General features: G+C 63.2%; 18 protein-coding genes and 1 pseudogene. 12 read left to right on the forward strand and 7 right to left on the reverse strand.

What is annotated here, in order from left to right; translation table 11 throughout:
* From AC4HIX_RS19070 to AC4HIX_RS19090, 5 genes and pseudogenes are all read left to right on the forward strand, one after another.
* Positions 1-232: pseudogene (locus AC4HIX_RS19070) on the forward strand (ABC transporter substrate-binding protein); the annotation flags it as partial.
* Between the two features lie 72 nt (positions 233-304).
* A complete protein-coding gene (locus AC4HIX_RS19075) occupies positions 305-1138 on the forward strand; it encodes an arsenate reductase/protein-tyrosine-phosphatase family protein (RefSeq protein WP_490400145.1) in 834 nt (277 codons plus the stop codon).
* Positions 1139-1160: 22 nt separating this feature from the next.
* Complete coding sequence (locus AC4HIX_RS19080; RefSeq protein WP_490400146.1) at positions 1161-1637, forward strand: arsenate reductase ArsC; 477 nt, start codon at positions 1161-1163, stop codon at positions 1635-1637.
* Positions 1634-2326 carry an aquaporin gene (locus AC4HIX_RS19085; protein ID WP_490400147.1) on the forward strand — a complete coding sequence of 231 codons (693 nt, stop codon included), beginning with the start codon at positions 1634-1636 and terminating at the stop codon, positions 2324-2326. The genes AC4HIX_RS19080 and AC4HIX_RS19085 overlap by 4 nt, the downstream gene beginning before the upstream one ends.
* A gap of 93 nt (positions 2327-2419) precedes the next feature.
* Positions 2420-2650: a hypothetical protein gene (locus AC4HIX_RS19090; RefSeq protein ID WP_475052259.1), complete on the forward strand. Its 231-nt coding sequence runs from the start codon at positions 2420-2422 to the stop codon at positions 2648-2650.
* Between the two features lie 9 nt (positions 2651-2659).
* Here the strand turns inward: AC4HIX_RS19090 and AC4HIX_RS19095 are convergent, their stop codons facing one another.
* Positions 2660-3283: a helix-turn-helix domain-containing protein gene (locus AC4HIX_RS19095; RefSeq protein WP_475052260.1), complete on the reverse strand. Its 624-nt coding sequence runs from the start codon at positions 3281-3283 to the stop codon at positions 2660-2662.
* A gap of 64 nt (positions 3284-3347) precedes the next feature.
* Here AC4HIX_RS19095 and AC4HIX_RS19100 point away from each other — a divergent pair, with 64 nt between their 5' ends.
* From AC4HIX_RS19100 to AC4HIX_RS19115, 4 genes are all read left to right on the forward strand, one after another.
* On the forward strand, positions 3348-4853 hold the full coding sequence (locus AC4HIX_RS19100) for a class I adenylate-forming enzyme family protein (RefSeq protein ID WP_490400148.1): 1506 nt from the start codon (positions 3348-3350) through the stop codon (positions 4851-4853).
* On the forward strand, positions 4850-5515 hold the full coding sequence (locus tag AC4HIX_RS19105) for a DsbA family oxidoreductase (protein ID WP_490400149.1): 666 nt from the start codon (positions 4850-4852) through the stop codon (positions 5513-5515). Before AC4HIX_RS19100 ends, AC4HIX_RS19105 begins: the two co-directional genes overlap by 4 nt.
* Before the next feature lie 152 nt (positions 5516-5667).
* Complete coding sequence (locus tag AC4HIX_RS19110; RefSeq protein ID WP_490400150.1) at positions 5668-6891, forward strand: multidrug effflux MFS transporter; 1224 nt, start codon at positions 5668-5670, stop codon at positions 6889-6891.
* Positions 6892-6952: 61 nt separating this feature from the next.
* Positions 6953-8626, forward strand: a complete 1674-nt coding sequence (locus AC4HIX_RS19115) for a tetratricopeptide repeat protein (RefSeq protein WP_490400151.1) — start codon at positions 6953-6955, stop codon at positions 8624-8626.
* Between the two features lie 54 nt (positions 8627-8680).
* On the opposite strand, the gene mfd is transcribed toward AC4HIX_RS19115, so the two are convergent.
* Together mfd and AC4HIX_RS19125 are read right to left on the reverse strand one after the other, a co-directional pair.
* The gene (gene mfd / locus AC4HIX_RS19120; RefSeq protein ID WP_490400152.1) at positions 8681-12136 is read right to left on the reverse strand and encodes a transcription-repair coupling factor; all 3456 of its coding nucleotides are present in this window, start codon (positions 12134-12136) and stop codon (positions 8681-8683) included.
* Positions 12137-12196: 60 nt separating this feature from the next.
* The gene (locus AC4HIX_RS19125; protein ID WP_490400153.1) at positions 12197-12718 is read right to left on the reverse strand and encodes a component of SufBCD complex; all 522 of its coding nucleotides are present in this window, start codon (positions 12716-12718) and stop codon (positions 12197-12199) included.
* A gap of 185 nt (positions 12719-12903) precedes the next feature.
* On the opposite strand from AC4HIX_RS19125, the gene hemB reads away from it, so the two are divergent.
* Both hemB and AC4HIX_RS19135 read left to right on the forward strand, forming a co-directional pair.
* Positions 12904-13902 (forward strand): porphobilinogen synthase, encoded by a 999-nt coding sequence (hemB, locus tag AC4HIX_RS19130; protein WP_490400154.1) that lies wholly within the window; start codon positions 12904-12906, stop codon positions 13900-13902.
* A 139-nt stretch (positions 13903-14041) separates the two neighbouring features.
* Complete coding sequence (locus AC4HIX_RS19135; protein ID WP_475052279.1) at positions 14042-14617, forward strand: lipid-binding SYLF domain-containing protein; 576 nt, start codon at positions 14042-14044, stop codon at positions 14615-14617.
* Positions 14618-14711: 94 nt separating this feature from the next.
* Here AC4HIX_RS19135 and AC4HIX_RS19140 read toward each other — a convergent pair whose 3' ends face one another.
* A complete protein-coding gene (locus tag AC4HIX_RS19140; RefSeq protein ID WP_490400155.1) occupies positions 14712-15803 on the reverse strand; it encodes an NAD(P)-dependent oxidoreductase in 1092 nt (363 codons plus the stop codon).
* On the opposite strand from AC4HIX_RS19140, the gene AC4HIX_RS19145 reads away from it, so the two are divergent.
* Positions 15704-18178 carry a penicillin acylase family protein gene (locus AC4HIX_RS19145; protein ID WP_490400156.1) on the forward strand — a complete coding sequence of 825 codons (2475 nt, stop codon included), beginning with the start codon at positions 15704-15706 and terminating at the stop codon, positions 18176-18178. The genes AC4HIX_RS19140 and AC4HIX_RS19145 overlap by 100 nt on opposite strands.
* Positions 18179-18243: 65 nt before the next feature.
* Here AC4HIX_RS19145 and hflX read toward each other — a convergent pair whose 3' ends face one another.
* From hflX to AC4HIX_RS19160, 3 genes are all read right to left on the reverse strand, one after another.
* Positions 18244-19515, reverse strand: coding sequence for a GTPase HflX (gene hflX, locus AC4HIX_RS19150; RefSeq protein ID WP_490400157.1), 1272 nt, complete (start codon positions 19513-19515; stop codon positions 18244-18246).
* Positions 19515-19754 carry an RNA chaperone Hfq gene (hfq, locus tag AC4HIX_RS19155; protein ID WP_005611588.1) on the reverse strand — a complete coding sequence of 80 codons (240 nt, stop codon included), beginning with the start codon at positions 19752-19754 and terminating at the stop codon, positions 19515-19517. The genes hflX and hfq overlap by 1 nt, the downstream gene beginning before the upstream one ends.
* Positions 19755-19876: 122 nt before the next feature.
* Entirely contained in the window at positions 19877-21412 is a 1536-nt protein-coding gene (locus AC4HIX_RS19160; protein ID WP_490400158.1) for a TrkH family potassium uptake protein, read from the reverse strand.
* Position 21413: the final 1 nt, after the last annotated feature.

The raw sequence follows: 21413 nt of genomic DNA on the forward strand, positions 1-21413 counted from the left end.
CGCCGAAGCGATGATCGACGCGATGCTGACCGCCAAGGAGCCCGAGGATTTCACCGCCGCCGTGCGGGCGCTGGACCGGGTGCTGACCGCGGGGCGTTACGTGATCCCGTTCTGGACATACGATGCCGGACGGATCGCCCACATCAAGGAAATGCGCTACCCGGATAAGCTCCCGATCTACGGCGACCGCACCGGCTTCATGCCAGATGTCTGGTGGTACGAGGCCGATTGACGGCCTGACGCTGTGGGCCGATAGCCGCGAACTGAGTTGACAGCCGCTTTTCATTTCCGTATTTCGCGAATTATGGAAATAGAGATCACAGATAAGCTTGGTGCCCTGGCGCACCCCAACCGGCTAGCCCTGTTCCGCCTGCTGATGCGCCGCTATCCGGACGCCGTTCCTGCTGGGGAAATCGCCTCGGCGCTGGAATTCAAGGCCAACACCGCCTCGGCCTATCTGTCAGTGCTGAAACAGGCCGGGCTGATCAGCCAGCACCGGACCGGCACCTCGCTGATGTACGCCGCCGACCTGCCGGGTCTGCGCGGCATGTTTGATGATCTGCTGTCCGGCTGCTGCCGGAACCGGCCAGACATCTGCTCCCCCGCCAGTTCTGAGGTAATGCCGGTTCCCACCACCGAGCGCCCTTTGAACGTGCTGTTCATCTGCACCGGCAATTCCGCCAGATCGCTGCTGGCCGAAGCCATTCTCAACCATGAGGGCGGCGGCAGATTCCGCGCCTATTCCGCGGGCACCAGCCCGTCTCCCGGCCCGCGGCCGGAAGTGACTGCGCTGCTGCAGGCCAAGGGGCACGACACCTCTGAACTGCGCTCCAAGGATTTGGGTGAATTCTCAGCGGAAGATGCGCCGCAGATGGATTTCGTCTTCACCGTCTGCGATCACGCCGCCAACGAGGAATGCCCGGCCTGGCCCGGCCAGCCGATGAGCGCCCATTGGGGGCTGGCCGATCCGGTGAAGGCGACAGGCACAGACGCCGAACGGCGCCTTGCCTTCCAGCAGGCCTACGGGCTGCTGCGCAACCGCATCAAAGCCTTTGCGGCGCTGCCTTTTGATACCCTCGACCGCATGTCGCTTCAGCACCGGGTTGACGATATCGGCCGCGCGAACTCTTCCGACTAACCCTCAATCACGGTCATCAATCATGAACATTCTCGTCCTATGCACGGGCAACTCCGCGCGCTCAATCCTGCTGGAGTCGATCTTCAATACGCTTGGTGCAGGCCGCGTGCGCGCCTATTCGGCAGGCTCCAACCCCACTGGCAAAGTGCATCCGCAATCGCTGGCGCTGCTCAAGGAACTGGGTCACGACACCTCCGGCGCCCGGTCCAAAAGCTGGGATGAGTTCGCCGCCGAGGACGCGCCGGAGATGGACATGGTCATCACCGTCTGCGCCTCAGCCGCGGGTGAAACCTGCCCGGTCTGGCCCGGCGCGCCGGTGCGCGCCCATTGGGGCGTAGAAGATCCCGCCGCGGCTGAGCAACCGGACTGGGACGCAGCCTTCCGCGCGGCCTATGCCACGCTGGAAAAACGCGCCAAGGCGCTGCTGGAGCTTCCATTTGAAACCATGAGCGCGGCGGAACTGACACAGCAGCTCAAGCGGATTGGAGAGATCGCATGACCGCGCAGAAACTTCTGGCCGAGGGCCTGGGCACCGCCATGCTGCTGGTTGGGGTGGTGGGCTCCGGTATCATGGCGGAGACCCTTGCTGACGGAAACGTGGCCTTGGCACTGCTGGCCAATGCCGTTGCCACCGGCTGTATGCTCTATGTGATCATCACCACGCTGGGCCCGGTTTCCGGCGCCCATTTCAATCCGGCTGTCACGCTGGCCTTTGCCATGCGCGGCGAACACTCCTGGAGCGCGGTCGGGCCGTATGTTCTGGCGCAGATCGGCGGCGGTATTCTTGGTGTCTGGGCCTGTCACGTGATGTTCGATCTTGCAATTCTGCAAAGCTCGACCACCATGCACCGCACTGGAACTGCCCAATGGTTTTCCGAGATCCTGGCCACCTTCGGCCTGTTGTTCGTGATTTTCGGCGGGCTGCGATCGCGTCCCGACGCGGTTCCCCCGCTGGTCGGCCTCTACATCACCGGCGCCTATTGGTTCACGTCCTCCACCAGCTTTGCCAACCCGGCGGTCACCATCGCCCGCGGCTTTACTGACACCTTCGCAGGCATCTATCCGGGCCACATTCCGATGTTCATCGTGATGCAGCTGATTGCGGTTGGGATCGGCCACGTGGTGCTGACGCGATTGTTTGCCGAGCGCTCAACCCCGGCGGAAACCCGCCGAGGCCGGCAGACTTGACCCGGGCGCCACACCCGGACGTTACAAAATGACACGAAAAGTGTTACCATGGGGGGCCAAAAACCATACACCGTTTGTCAGGGAGTTCCCCCCATGCCTGTACAAGCAGCAGCTGCCAGCTGGATTGACAGGATGCCCCGCATCAAACAGCGCTTTCCGCACCTGAAAGCCAGCAATGCGCCGTCCATACTGGATGACCGGGACAGATTTGTTGCCTATCTGGCCCGCACCCATCACCTTACCTTGAATGAAGCCAAGGAGGAGGTGGACGATTTCCTCTACATCGAAAGCCTTCTGAGAGAGCTGGACGGCCGCAAGCACTAGCACGCCACGTCAGGCCAGCGACGTCACCCAGAGGATCATTGCATCTTCGGGGCTGACAGAGATGACGTTGTGGCCCATCGCCGCGTCGTAATAGGCGCTGTCGCCGCGGCGCATCTCAATCGGCTCATAGAATTCCGTGTAGAGCTTGACCACGCCTGTCAGCACATACAGGAACTCCTCGCCGTCATGGCGCACCCAGCCGTCGAATTCCTCCATCGACCGCGCCCGCACCCGCGCCCGGTAGGGCAGCATCTGTTTGCGTGTCAGGCCATCAGCCAGCAGCTCGTGCTCATAGGTCGCGGTGGCATGGGCCGATCCGTCGCCGGATTTGGTCACCGTCATCCGGCCGTTCACCTGATCCCGCTGCGGCGGGGTGAACAATTGCGGCACCGATATCTCCAGACCCACGGCCAGCTTCTTCAACGCCTCGTAAGTCGGTGACATCTGGCCGTTTTCGATCTTTGACAGGGTCGACCGCGCCAGCCCGGCCTGATTGGCGGCATGTTCCAGCGTCCAGTCCCGCGCCTTGCGAAGCTCCCGCACCCGGGCGCCCAGATCCAGCGGTTCTGCGTCGTCTTCGCCGCCATTGGCGCGGGCGATGGTGATCAGGGATTTCGGGTCACGGCCAGTCATAGCCACTCTATAAGCCGCACCTGCGCGCCTTGCAACGCAGGACAGCGCAGGCTAGCCATTTGCCATGCTGTCGGTTTTTGATCAGGGGCCCTTCGCGCCCTGCCCCTCGCCCTTCAATCTTGCCGCCCATGTGCTGCGCCATGCTGGCCGGCTGGCGGAAAAGACTGCGCTGTCGGTTCTTGAGGGCGACTCTCACGACGATTGGAGCTATGCCCGGCTGGAGGCCGCGGTACGCGGGACTGGAACCGGCCTGCTGGCGGCGGGTCTGAACCCGGGCGACATCGTGCTGATGCGGCTCGGCAACACGGTCGAGTTTCCGATTGCCTATCTCGGCGCCATTGCCGCCGGGCTGGTGCCGGTGCCGACCTCGGCCCAGCTGACCGGGCCGGAAACCGCCCGGATAATCGCCGATCTGAACCCTGCGGCGGTCCTGCGCGATCCGGCGGTGGCCTGCGCGAGTCACCCGGTGGAGATCACCACCCGGCAGTTGCTCGATATGCACGGCCTACCCCCTTGTGAGTACGCCCCCGGAGACCCGGAACGCCTAGCCTATGTGGTCTATACATCCGGCACCAGCGGAAATCCGCGCGCCGTGGCACACGCTCACCGGGCGGTCTGGGCGCGGCAGATGATGGTTGACGGATGGTACGGGCTGACTGAGCAGGACCGGCTGCTGCATGCGGGCGCGTTCAACTGGACCTATACGCTGGGCACAGGGCTGATGGACCCTTGGGCTGCAGGTGCCACGGCGCTGATCCCGGCTCCGGGAACACCGCCCGAAGAGCTGCCGGCGCTGCTCAAACGGCACCGCGCGACCATCTTTGCAGCGGCCCCTGGTGTCTACCGCAAGTTCCTGCGCGGCGGCCCGCTGAACCTGCCGGACCTACGGCATGGGCTTTGCGCAGGTGAAAAGCTTTCACGGCACCTTCACGAAGCCTGGGATGCAGCAACCGGCTGCGGGCTTTATGAAGCTTTCGGCATGTCGGAGTGCTCGACGTTCATTTCCTCGTCACCTTCGCACCCGGCGCAGGATGGCGCTTTGGGCCAGCCGCAACCGGGCCGCAAGGTGGCCATCCTGGGCACGGACGGACCGGTGCAAATGGGCGAGGAAGGCACTATCGCGATCCACCGCTCCGATCCGGGGCTGATGCTGGGCTACCTGAACGCACCGGAGGAAACCGCCGCACGCTATCAGGGCGATTGGTTCCTGACCGGCGACCAAGGGGCAATGACGGCTGACGGCCAGATCCGCTATCTCGGCCGCAGCGATGACATGATGAACGCAGGCGGCTACCGGGTGTCGCCGATCGAGGTCGAAACCGCGCTTGCCGCCCATCCCGGCATCGCTCAGGCCGGCGCTGCCGCGGTGGAGGTGAAGGAAGAAACCTATATCATCGCTGCCTTTTACACCGGTCCCGAAGAGTTGAACGCGCAGGACCTGCAGGCCTTTGCATCCCAGCGCCTGGCCCGCTACAAGCAGCCGCGCGCCTATGTCCATCTGGACGCGCTGCCCACCGGCGCCAATGGCAAACTGTTGCGCCGCGCCCTGCCTGCCCTGTTCAAAGGATGACCCAAATGGCCACTGTCAAACTCGACATCCTGTCAGACCCGATCTGCCCCTGGTGCTATATCGGCAAGACCCATCTGGACAAGGCGCTGGCGGAGGTCCCGAACCATCCTTTCGTCATTGAATGGCACCCGTTCCAGCTGAACCCGGACATGCCGCGTGAAGGCATGGACCGGCGTGAGTATCTGGAGCGCAAGTTCGGCGGCAAGGAAGGCGCGGTCAAGGCCTATGCGCCCGTCGTGGAACACGCGGAAAAAGCAGGTTTGACGATCAACTTCGAAGCGATGAAGCGCACCCCGAATACCTTGGACGCGCACCGGCTGATCCACTGGGCCGGGATCGAGGGCAAGCAGGGCCAGGTCGTGGACGCCCTGTTCCAGGCTTACTTCGTGGACGCCAAGGACATCGGCGACCAAGCGGTGCTGGCGGAGATCGCGCAGGCAGCAGGCATGGAGGCAGATGTCGCTGCCCGCCTTCTGGAGGGCGACAGCGATGTGCAGGCAATCCGCGACCGCGACGCCCATTCCCGGGAGATGGGCGTGAGCTCGGTGCCAACCTTCATTGTCGCCAATCAGCACGCGGTGCCCGGCGCCCAGCCGCCGGAACTGTGGAAGCAGGTGATTGAGGACATCCAAAAGCAGCTGAAAGAGGCCGAGGGCAACTAGGCCGCCGCGAGACTGCTTAGCATCGCAACTATGCACAGCTTCCTGTGCAACCGGGCGCTGGCACGGCTGGGAGGATTGTGGTAGCGGAAGCGGACAGCTCCCAGACCGGCCCTATTCCCCGGAACCATCTGAAGAGCTGTTAGAGGTTTCAGATGTCACAGTCCCCCGCCCATGGCATGGCCAAGGCTGAATTCATCGCGCTGATTGCGATGATGTTTGCCACCATTGCCTTTTCCATCGACGCGATGCTGCCCGCCCTGCCCGAGATCGGTCAGGCGCTGAGCCCCGATGACGTCAACCGCGCGCAGCTGGTGCTGACGTCGTTTGTGCTGGGCATGGGGATTGGCACTTTCTTCACCGGCCCGCTGTCTGATGCCTTTGGCCGCAAGCGCGTGATTGCAGGCGGAGCGGTGCTGTATATCCTTGCCGCCGCCGTTGCCTGGCGGTCGCAATCGCTGGAGCTTCTGCTGGCCTCCCGTGTCGTGATGGGATTGGGGGCCGCCGGGCCGCGCATTGTTGGCATCGCCATCGTGCGCGACCTTTACGCAGGCCGGGAAATGGCCCGCCTCATGTCTATTGCCATGATGATCTTCACTCTGGTTCCTGCCTTCGCACCGATGCTGGGCGCCGGCATCATCGCATTCTCCGGCTGGCGCGGCATCTTCCTGGCCTTTGCCATCTTCGCCGTTATCATCGTGGTGTGGATGGGTCTGCGGCTGCCAGAGACCCTAGCCCGGGAAAACCGCCGCCCGTTCCGCCTGCCCCTGCTGCTGGGCGCGGTGAAGGAGATGCTGGGCCATCCCACCGTGCGACTGTCGATCATGGTGCAGACCTTGTGCCTGGGTATGCTGTTCACCATGCTGACCATGGTTCAGCCGGTCTATGACGTGATCTTTGACCGCGCCGAAAGCTTCCCGTTCTGGTTCGGCTTTGTCGCGCTGATGGCGGGAACGGCAAGCCTGCTGAATGCCGCCATCGTTGTCCGGGTCGGTATGCGGCGCATCGTGACCTGGTCGCTTGCCGTGCAGATCCTGGCCTCTGCCGCCATGTTGTTCCTCAGCTCCAGCCCGCTGCCGGGCGGGCTTCTGTTCGGCCTGTTCATCGCCTGGCAGACCAGCGTGTTCTTCCTGGCGGGCACCACCCTTGGCAACTTGAATGCCATCGCGATGGAGCCGATGGGCCATATTGCCGGCATGGCGGCCTCGGTTATCGGCGCGATCTCCACCGTTTTGGCTGCCGCAATCGCCGCGCCGGTCGGACTGCTGTTTGACGGTTCCCTGCTGCCGCTGAGTGCAGGTCTGCTGACCATGGCGTCCCTCGCCTTTGTGCTGATGCTGCAAATGGCCAGAGCCGAGGCGCGCTTGCCTGCCGAATAACGGCCTTGCCGGTGCGCCTGCCTGATCCTAACCTCTCCAATCATTTGGGGAGGTTTTTTTCATGGGCTACGATTATGATCTCGGCAGCTATTCCTGCCCGGTGACCACAACTTCACCAGAGGCGCAGCGCTGGTTCGACCGCGGCCTGGTCTGGACCTATGGCTACAATCACGAAGAAGCCATCGCCTGTTTTCAGCGCGCGCTGGAGCATGATCCGAACTGCGCCATGGCCCATTGGGGTGCCGCCTATGCGGCTGGCCCGAACTACAACCTGCCCTGGGACCTTCGGGACGCCAAAAGCCGCGCCGAGGCACTGGCAGCGGCCTTTGACGCAGCGCAGTCCGCACTGAAGTGCATCGACGGTTGCACCGAGACTGAACAACAGTTGATCCGCGCCATCCAGACCCGCTATCCGCAGCGCGAGCCGGGAGAGGACATGCACGCCTGGGACTACGATTTTGCCGGGGCCATGCGCGCAGCCTTTGCCGCCTGCCCGGATCACCTGGACCTGCGTACCGTCTATGCTGAGAGCCTGTTGAACCTGACTCCCTGGAAGATGTGGGACCTGAAGACCGGCCTGCCTGCCGAGGGCGCAGCCACGCAGGAGGCGCAAGAGGTGCTGGAATGGGTGATGGAGAATGACACGGACGCCATGCAGCACCCCGGTCTGCTGCATCTTTATGTGCATCTTATGGAAATGTCGCCCACCCCAGAAAAGGCGCTGAAGGCTGCGGATGCCCTGCGCACGCTGGTGCCGGATGCTGGCCACCTGGTGCATATGCCGACGCACATTGACGTGCTGTGCGGCGACTACCACAACGTGGTGCATTGGAACCGGAAGGCGATTGAGGCAGACCTGAAGTTCTACGAACGCGAAGGCGCCTTCAACATCTACACCGGATACCGCCAGCATAATTACCATTTCGTCATCTACGGCGCGATGTTCCTGGGCCAGATCGAACCCGCGCTTGAGGCCAATCAGGGCATACTGGACACCACGCCGGCGGAGATGCTGCTGGTCGAAAGCCCGCCCATTGCGGACTTCTTTGAAAGCTATCTGGCGATGCATCCGCATATCCTGGTGCGGTTCGGCCGCTGGGACGAGGCAATGGCGCTGGACCTGCCCGAAGATCAGCAGTTGTACTGCACCCTGACCGCAAACACCCACTATGCCCGGGCCATCGCCTATGCCGCGTCGGGACGTGTGGCAAAGGCCGAGGCGGAAGAAAAGCTGTTCCTGGCTGCCAAGGCCCGGATGCCGGACACGCGCCGGCTTCACAACAACAAGGTTGTGGACCTGCTTGAAATCGGAGCTGAAATGCTGCGCGGTGAGATCGAGTACCGCAAACAGAACTACGACGCGGCCTTTGCCCATCTGCGCCGATCGGCGGAACTGGAAGACAACCTGCCCTATGATGAGCCCTGGGGCTGGATGCAACCCACGCGCCACGCACTGGGCGCGCTGCTGTTTGAGCAGGGCCATGCCGAAGAAGCCGAGGCCGTCTACCGCGCCGACCTGGGGCTTGACGACACCCTGTCGCGTGCCTCTGTGCATCCCGCCAATATCTGGAGCCTCAAAGGACTGCACGATTGCTTGAAGGCCAGCGGCGAAACGATTGAAATCAGGCACATTGAACAGCAGCTTGACCGGGCGCTGGCACGCGCAGACCGGGCCGTGGGCGCGTCCTGTTTCTGCGCTCAAGCTGCGATGGCGCCGGACAGCTGCTGCGGCTGAGCGAATTTCTTGCGAAGAAATATGCCAAGGAAATTCGAATTTCCTTGGCGCCTATTACCCGGCTTTCGCCTTCTTCTTCTCGGCCACGACCTTCTCCGCCAGGTCGCGGGCGATGGCAAAGGCGCCCTTGATTTTGTCGCTGTCCTTTTTCCAGTCGCGGCGCACGACGATCTTGTTGTCTTTCACTTTGGCCAGGCCGTTCTGACCTTGAATGAACTCCACCAGCCCCTGAGGCGAGGCGAATTTGTCGTTGTGGAACTGGATCGTGGCGCCCTTGGGACCGCCGTCCATCTTGGCAATGCCTGCGCGTTTGCACATAGCCTTGATCCGAACGACCAGCATAAGCGTGTTCACTTCCTTGGGCAGCTTGCCGAAGCGGTCGATCAGTTCCGCCGCAAAGCCCTCCAGCTCCACCTTGGTCGAGAGCGACGACAAACGGCGGTAGAGGCCGAGGCGCACATCCAGATCCGGCACGTAATCCTCTGGGATCAGAACCGGAACACCCAGATTGATCTGCGGTGCCCATTGCTCGTCGGCGTCCGACAGGCCTTCCATTTCGCCCGCCTTGATCTTGGCAATCGCCTCCTCCAGCATCGACTGGTAAAGCTCATAGCCCACGTCGCGCATCTGGCCGGACTGTTCCTCACCCAGCAGGTTGCCGGCACCACGGATATCAAGGTCTTGCGAGGCCAGGGTAAAGCCGGCCCCCAGCGTATCGAGTGAACCGAGCACCCGCAGGCGTTTCTCTGCTGCGGGCGTCAGCCGCTGGCGCGGTTTGGTGGTGAGGTATGCATACGCACGGGTCTTGGAACGGCCGACCCGGCCCCGGATCTGATAGAGCTGAGACAGGCCGAACATGTCGGCGCGGTGCACAACCATCGTGTTGGCGGTCGGAATATCCAGCCCGCTTTCCACAATCGTGGTTGCCAGCAGCACGTCGTATTTGCCGTCATAAAACGCGTTCATCCGGTCGTCGAGCTCGCCCGCCGCCATCTGACCGTGCGCCACCACATAAGTGAGTTCCGGCAACTGCGCCTTGAGGAACTCTTCGACCTCCGGCAGATCGGTGATCCGCGGCACAACATAGAAGCTCTGACCGCCGCGATAGTGTTCCCGCAGCAGTGCCTCGCGAATGGTGACGCTGTCGAACTCGCTAACGTAGGTGCGGATTGCCAGGCGGTCCACCGGGGGGGTGCCGATGATCGACAGGTCGCGCACGCCGGTCAGGCTGAGTTGCAGCGTCCGCGGGATCGGGGTCGCCGTCAGGGTCAGCACATGGATATCGCTGCGCAGCTGTTTCAGGCGTTCCTTGTGGGCGACGCCGAAGTGCTGTTCTTCGTCGATGATCAGCAGGCCGAGGTTCTGAAACTTGATGTTCTTGGCCAGAACAGCATGCGTACCGACCACGATATCGACGGTGCCTTTTGCGAGCCCTTCGCGTGTCTGGCTTGCTTCCTTCGCACTAACAAAGCGTGACAACTGCCTGACTTGCAACGGGAAACCTCGGAAGCGTTCTGCAAAGGAAGCAGCGTGCTGACGCGCCAGCAGCGTGGTAGGCGCCACCACCGCGACCTGTAGCCCGGACATGGCCGCCACAAAGGCTGCACGCATCGCCACCTCGGTCTTGCCAAAGCCCACGTCACCGCAAATCAGCCGGTCCATCGGCTGGCCCGAGTGCAGATCCTCCATCACGTCCTCGATGGCACGCAACTGGTCGTCGGTCTCCTGATAGGGGAAGCGGGCCGAGAACTCCTCCCAGGCGTGCGGCGGCGGATCCATCACCGGCGCCTTGCGCAGCGCGCGCTCAGCCGCGATGCGGATCAGCTTGTCCGCCATCTCGCGGATGCGTTCCTTGAGCTTGGCCTTCTTGGCCTGCCAGGCACCGCCGCCAAGCCGGTCCAGCAGGCCTTCCTCGTGGCCGTATTTGGACAGCAGCTCGATGTTCTCGACCGGCAAGTACAGCTTGGCCTGCTCGGCGTATTCCAGCAGTATGCATTCATGCGCTGCACCCGCCGCGGTCACCACTTCAAGCCCTTTGTAGCGTCCGATGCCGTGGTCCACATGCACCACCAGATCGCCGGGGGTGAGAGATTGGGTCTCGGTCAGGAAGTTCTCTGCCTTGCGGCGTTTCTTCGGCGCCCGGATCAGCCGGTCGCCCAGCACGTCCTGTTCCGAGATCACCGTCAGTCCGGGCGCTTCGAATCCGTGCTCCAGCGCCCAGACCGCCAGGTGCAGGCCGGACTTACCGATGCGGGTGCCGTCCATCACCGGGATCGCTTCGGCCAGGCCCTCATCCTCGATCAGCCCGGACAGACGCTCCCGCGCACCTTCAGAGTATGAGGCGACCAGAACCGGCCCCTCCTGCATCCGCGCTTTAATATGCGCAGCCAAAGAGCCGAAAAGGCTGACATTTTCCTGCTGCCGCTCAGGTGCAAAATTGCGCCCGATACGGCCGCCGGCATCCACGACGCCAGGGCCGGAGGCCTGCGGCAGCGGATGAAACTGCACCACACGCATTCCAGAAACCGCGGCCTCCCAGGCCGCATCATCCAGATACAGAAGCCCGGGCGGCGTGGGCTTGTAGACCGTATCAATCCGCCCCTTCTGCTCCATCGCGTGCTTGCGGGTCTGGTACTGGTCCTCGATGGTCTCCCAGCGCGCGAGCCGCGCCGGCGTCACTTGGTCATCCAGCGTCACAGACGCCTGCGGCAGGTAATCGAACAGGGTTTCCAGCTTCTCATGGAAAAACGGAAGCCAGTGCTCGATCCCCTGATGCTTGCGCCCTGCGCTGACCGCTTCATACAGCGGATCATCGGTCCCGGCGGCCCCGAATTCGATCCGGTAGTTCTGACGGAACCGGGTGATCGCCGCCTCATCCAGGATCACTTCAGAGACCGGCGCCAGTTCCACCACCTCCAGTTTTTCCGTAGTGCGCTGCGACACCGGGTCAAAGCGCCGCGCGCCGTCCAGAACGTCGCCGAACAGGTCCAGCCGCACCGGGCCGCTTTCGCCCGGCGGGAAGATGTCGATGATGCCGCCGCGGATCGCGTAATCGCCCGGCTCCATCACTGTCGGGCTTTGGGTAAAACCCATACGCACCAGAAAGTTGCGCAACGCCTCTTCATCAATCCGCTGATCGACGCGGGCGGTAAAGGCGGCCTCGCGCAGCACTTCGCGTGCCGGCACCCGCTGGCTGGCAGCGTTGAGCGTGGTCAGCAGCACGAACTGCTTGGGCATCTGATGCACCAGCGCCGCCAGGGCCGCCATCCGCGCGGCCGAGATATCGGCATTGGGCGACACCCGGTCGTACGGCAGGCAGTCCCAGCCCGGGAAGACAAACACCGGCATGTCCGGCGCGAAGAAAGCCAGTGCCGCCCGCATCGCCTCCATCCGCTTGTCGTCGCGCGCCACATGCAGCACGGGCGCACCGGAGGACTGCACCTCTTTCAGGATCAGCCGGGCGTCAAAGCCTTCGGGCGCGCCGCCCATGGTGATTGCACGCTGTGCCATGCGTTATCCTCTTCAGAAATCCACCAGGGGCGCCAAGTAGCCAGTTGCCCTGCCCGCCTGTCACAATGCTCCGATCGACAAGTTCTGATACATGCCCCAGAACGCGGTGACCACAATCGATATCACACCAACAAACTGAACATACAGGCGGCAGAAGGCCAGCCGTTTGCGAAGGTCCTCTCCCGTGGACCCGTCACGTGCGATCCGGCGGGCGGTGAAATAGCTGATCACCCCGACCACCGCCATCGGAAAGGCCAGCAGGAACACCGCCTGAGCGATTTCCAGCAGATAGACAAAGCCCAGCATCGCCAGGCCGGTCAGCAGAAAACAGGACAGCGCCACCAGCCAGGGCCCGGACACCTCGGAGATATACATCAGCCGGTTCACGTTGACCCGGGCGATGTCTTCCAGATCCCGCTCCGCCTGGCCGCCCTTGCGCTGCGCCCGGTAGACCATGTCGTAGGGCACGCCCAGAATCCAATGGCTGGCCGAGGACCACAGCACTGCTAGCGAAATCCAGTACCACAGGTTGGAGAATGACCGCAGCTCAATCATCTCATAGATAATGTGAAGCAGATCCACGCCAGCCCCCATTTTTTGCCCGCTTGGCTCCGGGCCGGAAAGTCTTCAACCGGCCCTATATCAACCGGGAATCCCGCGCAGACAAGCCCCGCAAGGCACACAAGTTTTCCAACGCGGCGATTGTGCCTCTTGTTCCCGGGACAGCATCCATGCCACCCATGGGCCAGTCAAAACGAGAGACCGCCATGAAGCCCACCGTCGCGCCCTTCCCCGCCGCCCGCCTGCGCCGCACCCGTGCCACCCAGTCCATCCGTGATCTGGTCCGGGAGAACACCCTGACCCCGTCCGACTTCATCTGGCCTGTGTTTGTCCGCGATGGAGAAGGCATGGAAGAGCCGGTCGCCTCCATGCCCGGCGTGATGCGCCGTTCAGTAGACAAGATCGCCGAAGCGGCGGTTGAGGCGCAGGCGCTCGGGATCCCTGCCATCTGCCTGTTTCCCTACACGGACGCTTCGCTCAAGACTGAGGACTGTGCCGAGGCCTGGAACCCGGACAACCTGACCAACCGTGCGATCGGCGCGATCAAGGATGCAGCCCCGGATATTGCGGTGATGACCGACGTGGCGCTGGACCCCTATAATATCAACGGTCACGACGGCTATGTGGTGGATGGCGAGATCGTCAACGACGCCACCGTCGAGGCGCTGGTCAAGATGACGCTCGCACAGGCCGACGCCGGCGCCGACATCATTGGCCCGTCCGACATGATGGACGGCCGCATCGGCGCCATGCGCAGCGCGCTGGAAAAGGCGGGCCACCACAACGTGGCAATCCTCTCATATGCGGCCAAATACGCCTCCGCCTACTACGGACCCTTCCGCGATGCGGTCGGAGCCTCCGGGGCGCTGAAGGGCGACAAGAAGACCTATCAGATGGATCCGGCCAACAGCGACGAGGCGCTGCGGCTGATCGAGCGCGACCTGATGGAAGGCGCAGACATGGTGATGGTCAAACCCGGCATCGCTTATCTGGACATCTGCCACCGCGTGAAATCCGCTTTCGGCGTGCCGACCTATGCCTATCAGGTCTCCGGCGAATACGCGATGGTCCAGGCCGCAGCGCAGAACGGCTGGATTGATGGAGAAAAGGTGATGATGGAAAGCCTGATGGCCTTCAAGCGGTCCGGCTGCAACGGCATCCTGACCTATTTCGCCCCGGCCGCGGCCAAGCTGCTGAACGGCTAACATCTGCGCCCGGCCAATTCAGCGGGAAGCCGCCAATAACCGCTTTGCAGTTGATGACAGGCAGCGGTTTTCCGCGTATACCATAGCCCAGAGCCGGACCAAACCGGCCTTGCAGCAAATCATTACAGGCACCTGAGAAATGAGCAGTTTTTCCTCTTCCCGCATGACCCGCCGCGGCTTTGCCCTGGCCGCCCTGGCCGGTGCCGGAGTAACCGCCGCTTGCGGCAACGGCGTCGGCAACAGCAACGCCGCCACCATCGACGCCCGTGTCGATGCAACGCTGAACCAGATGTACAGCCAGTACCCCAACACCCGCACCTTGGCCGAAAAGGCAACCGGGATGCTGGTGATGCCGCTGGTGACTGAGGCCGGCTTTGTCTTTGGCGGCGCATACGGGCGCGGCGCGCTGCGGATCAACGGCGTGACCGTCGATTACTATTCCACCGTCAAGGGCAACGCAGGGCTTCAGATCGGCGCCCAGCAGTATGCCCATGTGCTGTTCTTCATGACCGAGGACGCGCTGGCCGGCTTCCGCCGCTCCTCCGGCTGGGCGGCAGGCGCCGATGTGGAATATGTGATCAAGGACGAAGGCAACTCGCTGACCGCCGACACAAATACCCTGACCTCGCCGGTGCTTGCCGCCGTTTTCGGGCAGGCCGGCCTGCGTGTGGGCGCCACTCTGGAAGGCACCAAATACACCCGCATCATCCCCTGACCGGAAACCGGCCGGAAAGGATCCGCTCCTTCATCTGGCCCCAAATATCCCCGCCGGAGGCATGGCCTTTCCACCCGGAAAGGCCATTTTCGTTTCAGCCATCCAGTTTGCGCAGCCGCTTGAACAGCGACGAGGTGTCCCAGCGCCCGCCGCCCATCTTCTGCACATCCTTGTAGAACTGATCGACCAGCGCAGTGACCGGCAGGCTGGCACCTGTTTCATCCGCGGCGTCCAGGCAGATGCCCAGGTCCTTGCGCATCCAGTCCACCGCAAAGCCATGCTCGAAATGATCATCCAGCATGGTCTCATAGCGGTTGGCCATCTGCCAGCTGCCTGCCGCGCCCTGGCTGATCACCTCCACCACTGCACGCCCGTCCAGCCCGGCCTTCTCCGCAAAATGCAGCGCCTCGCTCAGTCCCTGCACCAGACCGGCAATTGCGATCTGGTTGCACATCTTGGTCATCTGGCCGGCACCGCTTTCGCCAATCCGGCGGCAGATGCGGGCGTAGGCACCGATGACCGGCTCCGCCTTGGCATAGGCTTCTTCATCACCACCGCACATGACCGACAGAGCGCCGTTCTCCGCACCGGCCTGGCCGCCAGAGATCGGCGCATCCACAAAGGAGATCCCCTGCTCCTGCGCGGCCGCATAGAGTTCGCGCGTTACCTTGGCCGAAACCGTGGTGTGATCGACGAACACCGCGCCTTTGGCCATTCCGGCAAACGCGCCATCCGCGCCCAGGCAAACCGACCGCAGGTCGTCATCGTTACCGACACAGGCCATCACGAACTCCGCGCCCGAGGCTGCCGCCCGCGGGGTCGCCGCAAAATGGCCGCCATGCTCTTTAGCCCAGGCCTTGGCCTTGGCCTCAGTACGGTTATAGACGCTGACCTCATGGCCCGCGGCCTGCAGGTGCCCCGCCATCGGATAGCCCATGACGCCGAGCCCCAGAAACGCGATTTTTGCCATCTGCTTTTCCCCTGATCTGTCTTCGCATATGTTGGCGCCAACCCTAACACCGCCGCCGCGGGGCGCAATCTGCCAGCCGGTGGAAATGACAAAAACCCAATGGGAAACAACCGCTGATGGGACACCTTTTCCGCTGGCTTCTGCGCATTGCTGCGGGGCTGATTCTGCTGAGCGTTCTGGCCTTTGCGCTGGTGTACTACCTCGCCTCGCAGTCATTGCCCGAATACAGCAAGGAGCTTGACCTGCCAGGCCTCTCCTCGCCCGTGGAAATTGTCCGCGACAACGCCAACGTGCCGCATATTTTCGGCAGCTACGGCGCCAGCGACGAGGATGTCTATTTCGGCCTAGGTTATGCCCATGCTCAGGACCGGCTGTGGCAGATGGCGGTGATGCGCCGCACCGCGCAAGGCCGCCTGTCGGAGATATTTGGCACCCGCACGGTGAAAACCGACACCTACCTGCGGCGCCTGGATATCTACCGTCTGGCGCAGCAATCGGTGCAAGTGCAATCGCCTGAGGCAATGGCCGCGCTCAATGCCTATGCCGCCGGCGTCAACGCCCGGCTGCTGGAGATCAACGAAGACGCGCTTGGCCGCGGCGCGCCGGAAATGTTCCTGTTCGGCATGCCGCTGCCGCCCTGGCAGCCTGCCGACAGTATCGCCATTATGAAGCTGATGGCGCTGCAGCTGTCCGGCCACATGCGGGAAGAGATCCTGCGCGCCCGCACCTCACTGGCGCTGACTGACGAAACCCGGATCACGGATATCCTGCCGGATGCGCCGGGAACCGGCATCACCGCCCTGCCCGAATATGCCGAGCTTGTGCCCGGCGCCCGCCACTTCGCCTCCGCGGAGAGCGCTGAGGAGGAAAGCCTGCTGTTCCCGGTCGCGCCGCGCGGTTTGGCCGGGGCCTCCAACGCCTGGGCCGCCGATCCCAGCCGCTCAGCCGCTGGCGGCACGCTTTTGGCCAATGACCCGCACCTGGGCCTCAGCGCCCCCGGCGTCTGGTACCTGGCGCGGCTGGAGCTGGGCACCGGCGGCGTGATCGGCGGCACCATACCCGGCATTCCGGCGGTCATCACGGGACGGTCGGACACCCTGGGCTGGGGTGTCACCTCCTCCTACCTGGACGACCAGGATCTGTTTATCGAAAGGCTGAACCCGGAAAACCGCCAGGAATATCTGAGCGTTGACGGCTATAAGGAGTTCGTCACCCGCCCCTCGATCATCAAGATTAAGGACGAAACCCCGGTCACCCTGACGCTGCGCTGGACCGACAACGGCCCAGTTCTGCCCGGTTCCATGTTCAAACTTGCAGAGATCACCCCGCCCGGCCACGTGGTGTCGCTCAGCTGGACCGTGCTCAGCCCAAACGACACCTCGATGAGCGCTGCCATCAACCTGATGCGCAGCACCTCAGTGCAAGAGGCTATCGACGCGGGCGAGGATTTCATCGCGCCTTCTCAGAACCTGACGCTGGCGGACCGGGAATCGATCGCGCTCAAGACCGTTGGCGCCTTCCCCGCACGCGACCCCGGACACCAGAGCAAAGGCCGGATGCCCAGCCAGGGCTGGCACCCGGAAAACCGCTGGCAGGGCCGTGCCCCCTATGCGGAGAACCCGGAATTTATCCGCCCTGCCGGCGGCATCCTGGGCAACACCAACAACAAAATCCTGGACCGGCCCTTCCCGCAGCATGTCTCGTTCGACTGGGGCGACACCCAGCGCATCCACCGCTGGCAAAAGCTGATGCAGAACCGCGAGGTTCACACACGAGACAGCTTCATCGAGGCGCAGCTGGACACCGTCTCCTACACCGCCCGCACCCTGCTGCCGCTGATCGGCGCCGACCTGTGGTTCACAGGGGAAGCCGCCCCCGCAGGCACCCGCGAGCGCCAGCGCCAGATTGCCCTGACCCTGCTGTCGGAGTGGAACGGCGAAATGAACGAGCATCTGCCGGAGCCGCTGATCTATGCCGCCTGGGTGCGGGCGCTGCAGGCCCGGCTGATCACCGATGAACTGGGGCCGGTGGCCAAGTCCTTCCGCCATGTGGAGCCGTTGTTCATCGAGCGTGTCTACCGTGATGTGGACGGTGCCTCCGCGTGGTGCGACGTCCGCCAAAGCGCACCAAAGGAAAGCTGCACCGACATGGCCCGGCTGGCGCTGGACGATGCGCTGATCTGGATCGAGGAACGCTATGGCAGCGCGCTGGAATCGCTGCGCTGGGGGGACGCCCACCAGGCCACGCAGGACCATGCCGTCCTCGGCAAGGTGCCGCTTCTGCGCTATTTCGTGAATATCCGCCAGTCCACCAGCGGCAGCGACAACACCCTCCAGCGCGGCAAAAGCTCTGGCAGGGATCCGCATCCGTTCCAGAACATCCACGCCGCCGGCTACCGCGGTGTCTATGATTTTGCGGACCCGGACAGCTCGGTCTTCATTGTGTCCACCGGCCAGTCCGGCCACCCGCTGTCGCGCTACTACGACGACATGGCACAGCTGTGGCGCCGCGGTGAATATATCCCGATGTCACTGGACGAGGACTTGGCCCGCGCGGCTGCGGTTGGCATCACCCGGATCACCCCGCGGTAACCAGAACGGAGCAATAAAAAACGGGCGCTGCGGCGCCCGTTTCCTTTTGTGCTTCGAGGTTCGTTTCAAAGCCTGTCGAACTTGGCCTTCTGGCGGTCCGTCCACAACACGGTGATGTCAAACCCGGTCTCGGTCTGCTCCTCCTGCTGCACCAGGTCCTCCTTGAACAGCCAGGCGCGCTGCTTGCCCTGTGCAAAGGTCAGGGTCAGGATCTCCTCGTGGCGGACGCCCTGCAGCTTTTCGGCAATGTCGGCCAAGAGGCCATCCAAACCCTCACCCGTCAGAGCCGAAATCGCATGAATGCCATCCTCACGCTCCGCACGCTGGCGGCGGGCTTCAGCTTCTTCCTCCGGCAGCTGGTCGAGCTTGTTCCAGACCTCAATCCGGGCGCGGTTTTCATCCACCCCCAGCGACGCCAGGATCGCCTCGACGTCTTCCGCCTGCTGCTTGCTGTCCTCGTGGCTGATGTCGCGCACGTGCAGGATCACATCCGCCGCCAGAACCTCTTCCAGGGTGGCGCGGAAGGCGGCAACCAGTTCCGTCGGCAGGTTCGAGATGAAGCCCACCGTGTCGGACAGGATAATCTCCGGCCCGTCCGGGATCTGCACCCGCCGCATGGTCGGGTCCAGGGTGGCAAAGAGCATGTCCTTGGCCATCACTTCAGCCCCCGTCAGGCGGTTGAACAGCGTCGACTTGCCGGCATTGGTATAACCGACTAGCGCCACAATCGGGTACGGCACCTTGGCGCGCGATGCGCGGTGCAGTGTCCGGGTCTTCACCACCTTGTCGAGCTGCCGGCGCAGCCGCACCAGCTGGTCGTCGATGGCACGACGGTCCGCCTCGATCTGGGTTTCGCCGGGTCCGCCGACAAACCCCAGCCCGCCGCGCTGGCGTTCCAGGTGGGTCCAGGCCCTGACCAGCCGCGTCCGCTGATAGCTGAGCGCCGCCATTTCGACCTGCAGCACGCCTTCACGGGTTGCCGCGCGGTCCGAGAAGATCTCCAGGATCAGCCCGGTCCGGTCCAGGATCTTGACCTTCCAGGCCTTTTCCAGATTGCGCTGCTGCACAGGGGAAACCGGCCCGTCGATCAGGACCAGCTCAATTTCATTTGCCTTCAGGACGCCCCCCAGCTCCTCGATCTTGCCGGAGCCGAACAGCATTCCCGGATGCGCCTTGGGCAAGCGCACGACGTTGGAGCCGATCACATCTAGATCGGGCAAGGCCGCTGCCAGCGCAACGGCCTCCTCAAGCGCGGGAGCTGCGTCACGGCGCCCGCTGTCGGATTTGATTTCCGGATGCAGCACCCAGGCACGGGTGCGCTTCCTCTCATGCTCCATCAATTGGAGTCTTCACCCTCATAGAGACTGATCGGCTGGGCCGGCATGATGGTCGAAATCGCGTGTTTGTAGACCAGCTGCGACTGTCCGTCGCGGCGCAGCAGCACGCAGAAATTGTCGAACCAGGTGATTACACCCTGCAGCTTGACCCCGTTGATCAGAAAGATTGTAACCGGAACCTTGGTTTTGCGAACGTGATTCAGGAAGGCATCCTGAAGATTCTGTCTGTCCGAAGCCATTTTTTATTTTCTCGCCTTTGTTCTTGCCACGCGCTGCGGACCAGCACGCACGGTGAAAATCACTATGACCGGAGAAAATACAAGTTTCTACCCGAAAAACACGTCTCGCTTCCCAGCCGTTGTCAGCTGCGCCACAGATTTGGTGAAAGCAGCGCAATAAAGGCCAGTGTCTCCAGCCTCCCCAGCACCATCGCGATGCACAGGATCAGTTTTGCCGGTGTTGTCAGCAGGCTCAGCACAATCGGTTCGCTGGCGGCACTTTCTGTCAGCGGTCCAGTGGTCGAAAGCGAGGCAATCGCCAGCACGATCGACTGCTCGAAATCGTTGCCGACCGCGGCCAGGGCGGTGCTGACCAGGGCCAGCGACAAGGCAAACAGCATAAAGAACACCCAAGCCACAAAGGCACCATTCTTCTGCAGCCGCTTGGTGCGATCGCCTTCGCCGCTGACGGAACTGGGATGCACCAGCCGCTCCATCTCGCGCAGTCCGTTGAGATAGAGCGCATAGACCCGCAGCAGTTTGACCCCGCCCGCCGTGGTGGCGACACCGCCGCCGAACACCGCCAGCCCCAGCAGGATCATGCCGGGAGTTTCCAGCCCCGACCAGGTCCGCGCGGCTTCCCAGTGCGCGCTTTCGAACCCGGTGGTCGACAGGAACGACATCACCGTGAACAGCGTCCCCCACAGCGCGTACAGCGCTTGCGGCAGGTCTTCGCCGGCATCCACTTCATAGGCCGCCACCCAATGGCGCAGGAACAACAGCAGCGGCACGCCGAATACGATCAGAAGCCCGGTGCGGAATTCTGGGTCCTTGTCCAGACGCCCCTGGCCGGCCGTCACCGTGTCGCTGGAAAAAGTCAGCCGGGACAGGGCAAAGAACATGAACAGAAACATTACCATCTCGCCGGCAATACCGCTGTGGGCGTTCTCCACCCCGCCGGTTGCGGAAATGCCCGAGGTTGCCATCACCGACATGGCGTGGCTCAACCCGGCAAGCGCCTCCTCGCCGGTGATGATCAGCAGCATCCACAGCACCAATGTCAGCCCCGCATAAACCGGTGCCAGCGTGCTGGTGACCTGCACCAGCTGACGCCGCGGATCGGCCTTCTCCATATGCAGCGGTGACGCAGTGCCGCCGCCGGGCTCGCCCTTGGTCGTGACTTCAAACCCGCCGAGCGACATCGGCGCCAGCACCGCCGAGGCCGCAATCCACATCAGCAGCCCGCCCAGCCAGCCGACAATCGCCCGCCACAGATGCACGCTGGGCGGCAGCCGCGCGGGGTCGGCCCAGATATCGGCGCCAGTGGTGGTGATCGCGCTGACCATATCGAAGTAGGCATTCAAATAATGGGCACTGACCAGCGCATCCTGCACCGGCACCGCAAGGAACAGAGGCAGCACGGCAAAGGTTGCCAGCAGGGATAGCAGCTGCCCGGGCATGCTGTAACGCGGCACCCGGTTGCCCATCGACAGGGCAATCAGCACCACCAGGATTATCCCGGCAAGCCCGGCATAGAAAAAACTGCGCGAGGTCTGGTGATCATCGAGCACCAGCGCATGCACGGCGGGCAGCCACATCGCCAGCGAAGCGGTGCCCCAGATCAGCAGGAACAGCGGCAGGCGCAGCACGCCGATGGGAGCTTGGACCGGGCGGCGCATC

It is taken from the genome of Leisingera sp. (assembly GCF_982940295.1).